Genomic DNA, 8,975 nt, shown 5'->3' with positions numbered 1-8,975 from the left:
CGCCTACCCCACGAAGCAGAAGAACAAGGGACTGAAGCACCATGACTGACGCACTGAAGCGCCTCAGCGACGAAGGCGTTGCGATCTGGCTGGACGACCTCAGCCGCAAGCGGCTGAACTCCGGCAACCTGGCCGAACTGGTGCAGAACAAGCACGTGGTGGGTGTCACCACCAACCCGACCATCTTCCAGAAGGCCATCGCCGGCAGCGGCGACGACTCCTACGACAGCCAGCTGCGCGACCTGGCCGTCCGCAAGGTCACCACCGACGAGGCGATCCGCATGATCACCACCTCCGACGTGCGCGACGCGGCCGACGTGCTGCGCCCGGTCTACGACGCCTCCAACGGCCGCGACGGCCGGGTCTCCATCGAGGTCGACCCGCGCCTGGCGCACGAGACCGCCACCACGGTGGCCGAGGCCAAGCAGCTGTGGTGGCTGGTCGACCGCCCGAACGTCTTCATCAAGATCCCCGCCACCAAGGCCGGCCTGCCCGCGATCAGCGAGGTCATCGGCAAGGGCATCAGCGTCAACGTCACGCTGATCTTCTCGCTGGAGCGCTACAAGGCCGTCATCGACGCCTACCTGACCGGTCTGGAGACCGCCAAGGCCAAGGGCCTGGACCTCTCCCAGATCGAGTCGGTCGCCTCCTTCTTCGTCTCCCGCGTGGACACCGAGATCGACAAGCGCCTGGACAAGGTCGGCGGCGACGCCAGGAACCTGCGGTCCAAGGCCGCCCTGGCCAACGCCCGCCTCGCCTACCAGGCGTACGAGGAGGTCTTCGGCAGCGTCGACGGCAAGACCGCCGGCAACGCCCGCTGGACCGCCCTGGAGGCCGCCGGCGCCAAGCCGCAGCGTCCGCTGTGGGCCTCCACCGGCGTCAAGGACCCGGCCCTGCCGGACACCCTGTACGTCACCGAGCTGGTCGCCCCCGGCACGGTCAACACCATGCCCGAGGCCACCCTGGACGCCACCGGCGACCACGGCGTGGTCACCGGCAACACCATCGTCCCCAACTACGCCGACGCCAAGGCCGTGCTCGACGCGATCGCCGCCGCCGGCGTCGACTACGACGACGTGGTCCAGGTGCTGGAGGACGAGGGCGTCGAGAAGTTCGAGCAGTCCTGGAACGAGCTGCTCGACACCGTCACCGCCTCGCTCGCCTCCTTCGCCGACGAGAAGTGACCCCCGCTCACAGCCAGCGCACGAAAGCGGAGCCCATCAAGTGAGCACTGATTTCCCAGAGTTGACTTCGGAGTCGGACGCGGACGACCTCCCGCCCGCCCCCGTCAACCCGCTTCGTGACCCCTCCGACCGACGGCTCCCGCGCATCGCGGGGCCGTCCGGTCTGGTCATCTTCGGGGTCACCGGCGACCTGTCCCGCAAGAAGCTGATGCCGGCCATCTACGACCTGGCCAACCGCGGTCTGCTTCCGCCGGGCTTCTCCCTCGTCGGCTTCGCCCGCCGCGAGTGGGACGACGAGGACTTCGCCAAGGAGGTCCACGACGCCGTCCGGGACCACGCCCGCACCCCGTTCCGGGAGGAGGTCTGGCAGCAGCTCGCCAAGGGCATGCGCTTCGTCCACGGCACCTTCGACGACGACGACGCCTTCGACAAGCTGCGCGAGACCATCGTGGAGCTGGACAAGGCCCAGGGCACCGGCGGCAACTTCGCCTTCTACCTGTCCGTCCCGCCGAAGTTCTTCCCGACCGTCGTCCAGCAGCTCAAGAAGCACGGCCTGGCCGACCCGCCGCAAGGCTCCTGGCGCCGCGCCGTCATCGAGAAGCCCTTCGGCCACGACCTGGAGAGCGCCCAGGAGCTCAACAAGGTCGTCCACGAGGTCTTCCCCCGGGACGAGGTCTTCCGGATCGACCACTACCTGGGCAAGGAGACGGTCCAGAACATCCTGGCGCTGCGCTTCGCCAACCAGATGTTCGAGCCGATCTGGAACCGGTCGTACGTCGACCACGTGCAGATCACCATGGCCGAGGACATCGGCATCGGCGGCCGGGCCGGCTACTACGACGGGATCGGCTCCGCCCGCGACGTCATCCAGAACCACCTGCTCCAGCTGATGGCGCTCACCGCCATCGAGGAGCCGGCCTCCTTCCACCCGAAGGCGCTGGTCGCCGAGAAGCTCAAGGTGCTCAGCGCCGTGAAGCTCCCGACCGACCTCGGCCGGCACACCGTGCGCGGCCAGTACGCCTCCGGCTGGCAGGGCGGCGAGGAGGTCCCCGGGTACCTGGACGAGGACGGGATCAACCCCGACTCCAAGACCGACACCTACGCGGCCATCAAGCTGGAGATCAACAACCGCCGCTGGGCGGGCGTCCCGTTCTACCTGCGGACCGGCAAGCGCCTGGGCCGCCGGGTGACCGAGATCGCGGTCGTCTTCCAGCGCGCCCCGTACCTGCCCTTCGACTCCTACGCGACCGAGGAGCTGGGGCAGAACGCCCTGGTCATCCGGGTCCAGCCGGACGAGGGCGTGACGGTGCGGTTCGGCTCCAAGGTGCCGGGCACCTCCTTCGAGGTCCGGGACGTCACGATGGACTTCGCCTACGGCGAGTCCTTCACGGAGTCCAGCCCGGAGGCGTACGAGCGGCTCATCCTCGACGTGCTGCTCGGCGACGCCAACCTGTTCCCGCGCCACCAGGAGGTCGAGCTCTCCTGGCAGATCCTCGACCCGATCGAGAAGTACTGGGACACCCACGGCAAGCCCGCCCAGTACGCGGCGGGGACCTGGGGTCCCGTCGAGGCGGACGAGATGCTTGCACGAGACGGCAGGAGCTGGCGCCGGCCATGAAGATCGACCTCACCAACACGACGTCCAGCAAGATCAACGCCGCGCTCATGGAGGCGCGCCGGGCCAGCGGCTCCACCGCCGCCGGCATGGTGCTCACCCTGGTGATCGTGACCGACGAGGGCAGCGCCTACGACGCCCTCAAGGCCGCCAACGACGCCTCCCGCGAGCACCCGATGCGCACCCTCGCGGTGATCAAGCGCGCCGGGCGCTCGCCCCGGGCCCGCGCCGAGACCCGGCTGGACGCCGAGATCCTGGTCGGCTCGGACGCCGGCTCCGGCGAGACCGTCGTCCTGCGCATGCACGGCGAACTCGCCGCGCACGCCCAGTCGGTCGTCCTGCCGCTGCTGCTGCCGGACGCCCCGGTCGTGGTCTGGTGGCCGGACAACGCGCCGCTCCACCCGGCGCAGGACCCGCTGGGCTCGCTCGCCCAGCGCCGGATCACCGACGCCGTCACCGCCGAGTCCCCGGTCGGCCAGCTCGCCCAGCGGGCCCAGAGCTACACCCCGGGCGACACCGACCTGGCCTGGACCCGGATCACCGGCTGGCGCTCGATGCTGGCGGCCGCGCTGGACCAGCGGCCGTCCCAGATAGTCTCCGCCGTGGTCGAGGGCGAGTCCTACAACCCCAGCGTCGAGCTGCTCGGCCTGTGGCTGACCAACCGGCTGCACGTGCCGGTCGAGCGGGTCGTCACCGGCGGCCCCGGCATCACCGCGGTGCACCTGCGCACCAAGGAGGGGGAGATCACCCTGGACCGCCCGGACGGTCTGATGGGCACGCTCTCCATGCCCGGTTCGCCGGACCGCCAGGTTGCGCTCAAGCGGCGCGAGACCTCGGAGTTGATCTCCGAGGAACTGCGCCGCCTGGACCCGGACGACATCTACGCGACGGCCGTGCGCACGCCCGTCGACCGCCTGCACGAACCGGCCAACGCCGAGACGGCGGCGGCCGAGCGGGTCGCCCGGGAGGCCTCCGAGGCGGTCGCCGCGGTGACCGCCCCCGACGCGGAGACGGTCACCGCCGACGGGTCGGAGAAGAAGGCCGCGAAGAAGGCCGCCGGCAAGCGCGGGACCAAGGAAGGCGCATGACCAACGCGACCCCGCAGCTGGTCGTCCACCGGGACAAGGAGCTGATGGCCCAGGCGGCCGCGGCCCGGCTGATCACCCGGATCGTGGACGCCCAGGCCGCCCGCGGCACCGCCTCGGTGGTGCTCACCGGCGGCCGCAACGGCAACGCCCTGCTGGCCGCGATCGCCGCCTCCCCGGCGCGCGACGCGGTCGACTGGGGCCGGCTGGACCTCTGGTGGGGCGACGAGCGCTTCGTCTCCGCCGCCGACCCGGACCGCAACGCCGTCCAGGCCCGCGCGGAGCTGCTGGACGCCGTCCCGCTCGACCCGGCGCGGGTGCACGAGATGCCCGCCTCGGACGGGGTGGACGGCTCGGACGTGGAGGCCGCCGCGGCCCGCTACGCGGAGGAGCTGAGGAAGGCGGCCGGGCCGGGCGACCGGCTCGGCGTCCCCGCGTTCGACGTGCTGCTGCTCGGCGTCGGCCCGGACACCCACGTCGCCTCGCTGTTCCCCGAGCACCCGGGCGTTCGGGAGCGGGAGCTGACCGTGATCGGCGTGCGCGGGGCCCCCAAGCCCCCGCCGACCCGGGTCTCGCTCACCCTCCCGGCCATCCGGGCCGCCCGTGAGGTCTGGCTGCTGGCCGCCGGCGAGGACAAGGCGGGCGCGGTCGCGCTGGCCCTGTCCGGCCCCGGCGAGATCCAGGCGCCCGCCTCCGGCGCGTACGGTCGCAGCCGCACGCTGATGCTGCTGGACCGTGCCGCCGCGGAGCGGATCCCGCCGCAGCTCTACCCGCCGGCCTCGGCCTAGGGGTTCCCGGGCAACGCCGAAGGGCGCCATCGTCACTCGACGGTGGCGCCCTTCTCGGTTGTCCGGTCGACTCAGATCTCGCCGCGCAGCTTCGCCAGCGCCTCGGCCAGGATCGCCTCGCCGTCGGCGTCGGTGCGCCGCTCACGGACGTAGGCGAGGTGGGTCTTGTACGGCTCGTTGCGCGAGGGCGCCGGCGGGTTGTGCTGGTCCTGCCCCGCCGGGAAGCCGCAGCGCGGGCAGTCCCAGGTGTCCGGGATCGCCGCTTCGGCGGCGAAGCTGGGCCGGGTCTCGTGCTTGTTGGCGCACCAGAAGGAGATCCGGTTGCGCGGGGCGGACTCGCCGCGCTCCGCCTCGCCCATCGGGCCGGCCCCAACCCTGCTGCCACGAATGGCATTGCCACTTGCCACGGTCTGACTCCCTGCGTACTGGTGCGCCGACCCGCCGCGGTGCGCGTCGGTGGCGAAAGTCGTCCTAGTGTAAGCAGGAGTTAAGCCTCCGCCACCACCGCCTCCGCACCCGACCGTCCCAGGATAGGCGCTCGGGCGACGGGGCGTCAGGCTTGTGTCAGCTCTTGTACTTCAGCAGCAGGCTGAGCACGATGATGCTGGCGAACCAGCCCAGGCCGACCACGATGGTGATGCGGTCCAGGTTGCGCTCGGCCACCGCCGAGCCGCCGCCGGTGGACATCGCGCCACCACCGAACATGTCCGACAGGCCGCCGCCCTTCCCCTTGTGCAGCAGCACCAGGAGGATCATCAGCAGACTGAAGATGATCAGGGCAATCGAGAACCCGAGAACCACGACGGGACCAACTCTCTCGTATCTTCGGCGAAGGGGCCGGGCCGCGTACGGCGGTCCGGCCCCAAAGCCTACGTTGCTGCGGCGGCGTTAGCCTACTGCCTGCTCACGGTAGCGCACGATCTTGACGAACTCGTCGGCGTCCAGCGAGGCACCGCCGATCAGGCCACCGTCGATGTCGGGCTTGGCCATCAGGCCGGCCGCGCTCGACGACTTCACCGAACCGCCGTACAGCACGCGGACCTTGCCGGCCAGCTCGGCGTCGTACAGCTCGGCGATCCGCTTGCGGATGGCGGCGCAGACCTCCTGCGCGTCCTCCGGGGTGGCCACCTCGCCGGTGCCGATCGCCCAGACCGGCTCGTAGGCGACCACGATCGACTCGGCCTGGTCGGCCGGGACGTCCGCGAGGGCGCCGTCCAGCTGGGCCAGGGTGTGCTCGACGTGGGTGCCCGCCTTGCGGACGTCCAGCGGCTCGCCGATGCACAGGATCGGGGTGATCCCGGCGCGGTAGGCGGCCTTCACCTTGGCGTTGACGATCTCCTCGTTCTCGCCGTGGTACTGCCGGCGCTCCGAGTGGCCGATCACCGCGTAGGTGCACTGGAGCTTGGCCAGCATCGGGCCGGAGACCTCGCCCGTGTAGGCCCCGCCGTCGTGCTGCGAGATGTCCTGCGAGCCGTACTTGATCTTCAGCTTGTCGCCGAAGACCAGGGTCTGCACCGAACGCAGGTCGGTGAACGGCACCAGGACGGCGACCTCGACGGCCTCGTAGTCCTTGTCGGCCAGCGCGAACGCCAGCTTCTGGGTGTGCTGGATGGCCTCAAGGTGGTTGAGGTTCATCTTCCAGTTGCCCGCCATGAGCGGGAGACGGTCGGTCATGTTCGTCAGTCCTCCAGAGCGGCGAGACCGGGAAGGGTCTTGCCCTCCAGGTACTCGAGGCTCGCGCCGCCGCCGGTCGAGATGTGTCCGAAGGCGTTCTCGTCGAAGCCCAGGATGCGGACGGCCGCGGCGGAGTCGCCGCCGCCGACCACGGTGAACGCGTCGCTGTCCAGCAGGCCCTGCGCGACGGCCTTGGTGCCGTTCGCGTAGTCCGGGTGCTCGAAAACGCCCATCGGGCCGTTCCAGAACACCGTGCCGGCGTCGGCCAGCTTGGCCGCGTACAGCTCGCGGGTCTTCGGGCCGATGTCCAGGCCCTCCTTGTCGGCCGGGATCGCGTCCGCGGCGACGAGGTCCGGGTTCGCCGGGGTCTTCCCCTTGAGGTCCGGGAACTCGGCGGAGACCAGGACGTCGACCGGCAGGACGAACTCGACGCCCCGCTTCTCGGCCTCGGCCAGGTACTCCAGGCAGACCGGGATCTGGTCGGCCTGCAGCAGCGAGATGCCGACCTCGTGGCCCTTGGCCTTGAGGAAGGTGTACGCCATGCCGCCGCCGATCAGGATCCGGTCGGCCTTCTTCAGCAGGTTGTCGATCACGCCGAGCTTGTCGGACACCTTGGCGCCGCCGAGCACCACGACGTAGGGGCGCCGCACCTCGTCGGTCAGCTTCTTCAGCACGCCGACCTCGGTGGCGATCAGGTCGCCCGCGGCGTGCGGCAGGAGCCCCGGCAGGTCGAACACCGAGGCGTGCTTGCGGTGCACGGCGCCGAAGCCGTCACCGACGTACAGGTCGGCCAGCGCGGCGAGCTGCTCGGCGAAGGCGCGGCGCTCGGCGTCGTCCTTGCTGGTCTCACCGGCGTTGAAGCGCAGGTTCTCCAGCAGCGCGACCTCGCCGTCGCCCAGCGCGGCGACGGTCGCCGCGGCGCTGTCCCCGACGGTGTCGGTGGCGAAGGCGACGTCCTTGCCGAGGATCTCGCCGAGCCGCTTGGCCGCCGGCGCGAGGGAGAACTGCGGGTCCGGCGCGCCCTTGGGGCGGCCGAGGTGCGAGGCGACGACGACCTTCGCGCCGGCCTCCGCCAGCTTGGCGATGGTCGGGGCGACGGCGCGGATCCGGCCGTCGTCGGTGATCGTCTCGCCGTCCAGCGGCACGTTCAGGTCGGCGCGCACGAACACGCGCTTGCCTGCGACACCGGCTTCGATGAGCTCTTCGATGGTCTTCACGGGGATTCGGTTACTCCTGGGGAGATGGTCGATGCGCAGAGGCGGCACGGCGCAGGGGCCGCCTGAGAAGTCCTTGAGCGCGGAGCGAGGGCCCGGTCGGCATGGTGCGCCGTCCGGGCCCTCGCCCCTACATCACGTCAGCTCCCACCGCGTCAGAGCTGCCCACCGACGAGGGTGACCAGGTCGACGACGCGGTTCGAGTAGCCCCACTCGTTGTCGTACCAGCCGAGCACCTTGACCTGGTTGCCCTGGACCATGGTGAGCTGGCTGTCGAAGATGCACGAGGCCGGGTCGTTGACGATGTCCGAGGAGACGATCGGGTCCTCGGTGTAGGCCAGGATGCCCTTGAGCGGGCCCTCCTGCGCGGCCTTCTGGAAGGCCGCGTTGACCTCGTCCTTGGTGACCTCGCGCTCCAGCGTGACGACCAGGTCCGTGATGGAACCGGTCGGGACCGGGACGCGCAGCGAGGTGCCGTCCAGCTTGCCCTTCAGCTCCGGCAGGACCAGGGCGGTCGCCTTGGCGGCACCGGTCGAGGTCGGGATGATGTTCTGCGAGGCCGCACGAGCACGGCGCAGGTCCTTGTGCGGGAAGTCCAGGGTCACCTGGTCGTTGGTGAACGCGTGGACGGTGGTCATCAGACCCTTGACGATGCCGAAGCTCTCGTTCAGCACCTTCGCCATCGGCGCCACGCAGTTGGTGGTGCAGGAGGCGTTGGAGATGACGTGGTGGTTGGCGGCGTCGTACTTCTCGTCGTTGACACCCAGGACGATGGTGACGTCCTCGTCGGTGGCGGGGGCCGAGATGATGACCTTCTTGGCACCGGCGGTGAGGTGCTTCTTCGCAGCCTCCGCCTTGGTGAAGATGCCGGTGGACTCGACGACGATGTCGGCGCCCAGGGCGGCCCACGGGAGGTTGGCCGGGTCACGCTCGGCGGTCACCTTGAAGGTGTGGCCGTCGACGGTGATGCTGTCCTCGGTGTGCGAGACCTCGGCCTGGAGGGTACCCAGGGTGGTGTCGTACTTGAGCAGGTGAGCCAGGGTCTTCGTGTCGGTGAGGTCGTTGACACCGACGATCTCGATGTCCGCGCCCTGGGCCTTGACCGCGCGGAAGAAGTTGCGGCCGATGCGGCCGAAGCCGTTGATGCCTACCCGGATCGTCACGAACCGATCTCCTCGTTAGGTACGCCGGGCCGGAGCCCGACGGGGGTGAGATTTGGGAAGTCCCCGACCGCCTATGACCCTACCCCTCCCGGGCCTGGGAGGGCACATCGCGCCGCCTGCTGAGACTGGGCGTGGCGTGCCCCAAACCCGATTTCAGGCCGTCCGCCCTTGGTCCGTCGGGCAGTTGGTCACGGGCCAGTGGTCTCTACCAATTCGGGTGTGCCGGGGACGTCCGGAAACGGCGACGGCCGG

Annotated in this window: 9 protein-coding genes; 4 read left to right on the top strand and 5 right to left on the bottom strand. The window is 70.4% G+C overall.

Going from position 1 to position 8,975, the window contains the following annotated elements; translation table 11 throughout:
• The first annotated feature begins 41 nt into the window (after nt 1–41).
• The 4 genes from tal to pgl all read left to right on the top strand — a co-directional run bounded on the left by tal (nt 42) and on the right by pgl (nt 4,672).
• Nucleotides 42–1,184, top strand: coding sequence for a transaldolase (tal, locus tag ACFV04_RS42335; protein ID WP_360255876.1), 1,143 nt, complete (start codon nt 42–44; stop codon nt 1,182–1,184).
• 61 nt (nt 1,185–1,245) lie between these two features.
• Nucleotides 1,246–2,802: a glucose-6-phosphate dehydrogenase gene (gene zwf / locus ACFV04_RS42330; protein WP_380536425.1), complete on the top strand. Its 1,557-nt coding sequence runs from the start codon at nt 1,246–1,248 to the stop codon at nt 2,800–2,802.
• A complete protein-coding gene (gene opcA / locus ACFV04_RS42325) occupies nt 2,799–3,887 on the top strand; it encodes a glucose-6-phosphate dehydrogenase assembly protein OpcA (protein ID WP_380339071.1) in 1,089 nt (362 codons plus the stop codon). Before zwf ends, opcA begins: the two co-directional genes overlap by 4 nt.
• Complete coding sequence (gene pgl, locus ACFV04_RS42320; RefSeq protein WP_380339068.1) at nt 3,884–4,672, top strand: 6-phosphogluconolactonase; 789 nt, start codon at nt 3,884–3,886, stop codon at nt 4,670–4,672. The genes opcA and pgl overlap by 4 nt, the downstream gene beginning before the upstream one ends.
• Before the next feature lie 71 nt (nt 4,673–4,743).
• Here the strand turns inward: pgl and ACFV04_RS42315 are convergent, their stop codons facing one another.
• The 5 genes from ACFV04_RS42315 to gap form a co-directional block, all read right to left on the bottom strand.
• Nucleotides 4,744–5,031 (bottom strand): RNA polymerase-binding protein RbpA, encoded by a 288-nt coding sequence (locus tag ACFV04_RS42315; protein WP_030238413.1) that lies wholly within the window; start codon nt 5,029–5,031, stop codon nt 4,744–4,746.
• Nucleotides 5,032–5,236: 205 nt separating this feature from the next.
• Complete coding sequence (secG, locus tag ACFV04_RS42310) at nt 5,237–5,473, bottom strand: preprotein translocase subunit SecG (RefSeq protein ID WP_189916417.1); 237 nt, start codon at nt 5,471–5,473, stop codon at nt 5,237–5,239.
• 87 nt (nt 5,474–5,560) lie between these two features.
• Nucleotides 5,561–6,346, bottom strand: a complete 786-nt coding sequence (gene tpiA, locus ACFV04_RS42305; protein WP_360255882.1) for a triose-phosphate isomerase — start codon at nt 6,344–6,346, stop codon at nt 5,561–5,563.
• A gap of 5 nt (nt 6,347–6,351) precedes the next feature.
• On the bottom strand, nt 6,352–7,563 hold the full coding sequence (locus ACFV04_RS42300) for a phosphoglycerate kinase (RefSeq protein ID WP_380536422.1): 1,212 nt from the start codon (nt 7,561–7,563) through the stop codon (nt 6,352–6,354).
• A 152-nt stretch (nt 7,564–7,715) separates the two neighbouring features.
• The gene (gene gap, locus ACFV04_RS42295; RefSeq protein ID WP_360255886.1) at nt 7,716–8,723 is read right to left on the bottom strand and encodes a type I glyceraldehyde-3-phosphate dehydrogenase; all 1,008 of its coding nucleotides are present in this window, start codon (nt 8,721–8,723) and stop codon (nt 7,716–7,718) included.
• Nucleotides 8,724–8,975 lie beyond the last annotated feature (252 nt).

The sequence above is a fragment of the Kitasatospora sp. NPDC059599 genome (assembly GCF_042735125.1).
GTDB lineage: Bacteria > Actinomycetota > Actinomycetes > Streptomycetales > Streptomycetaceae > Kitasatospora.
Note: the sequence above shows the minus strand (reverse complement) of the source record. Positions and strands in the feature narration are given on the sequence as shown.

What these genes read in the sequence shown, in the direction of transcription:
- tal (WP_360255876.1), top strand. Translation starts at nt 42, where the DNA reads ATGACTGACGCACTGAAGCGCCTCAGCGACGAAGGCGTTGCGATCTGG.
- opcA (WP_380339071.1), top strand. Translation starts at nt 2,799, where the DNA reads ATGAAGATCGACCTCACCAACACGACGTCCAGCAAGATCAACGCCGCG.
- pgl (WP_380339068.1), top strand. Translation starts at nt 3,884, where the DNA reads ATGACCAACGCGACCCCGCAGCTGGTCGTCCACCGGGACAAGGAGCTG.
- ACFV04_RS42315 (WP_030238413.1), bottom strand. Translation starts at nt 5,031, where the DNA reads ATGGGCGAGGCGGAGCGCGGCGAGTCCGCCCCGCGCAACCGGATCTCC.
- tpiA (WP_360255882.1), bottom strand. Translation starts at nt 6,346, where the DNA reads ATGACCGACCGTCTCCCGCTCATGGCGGGCAACTGGAAGATGAACCTC.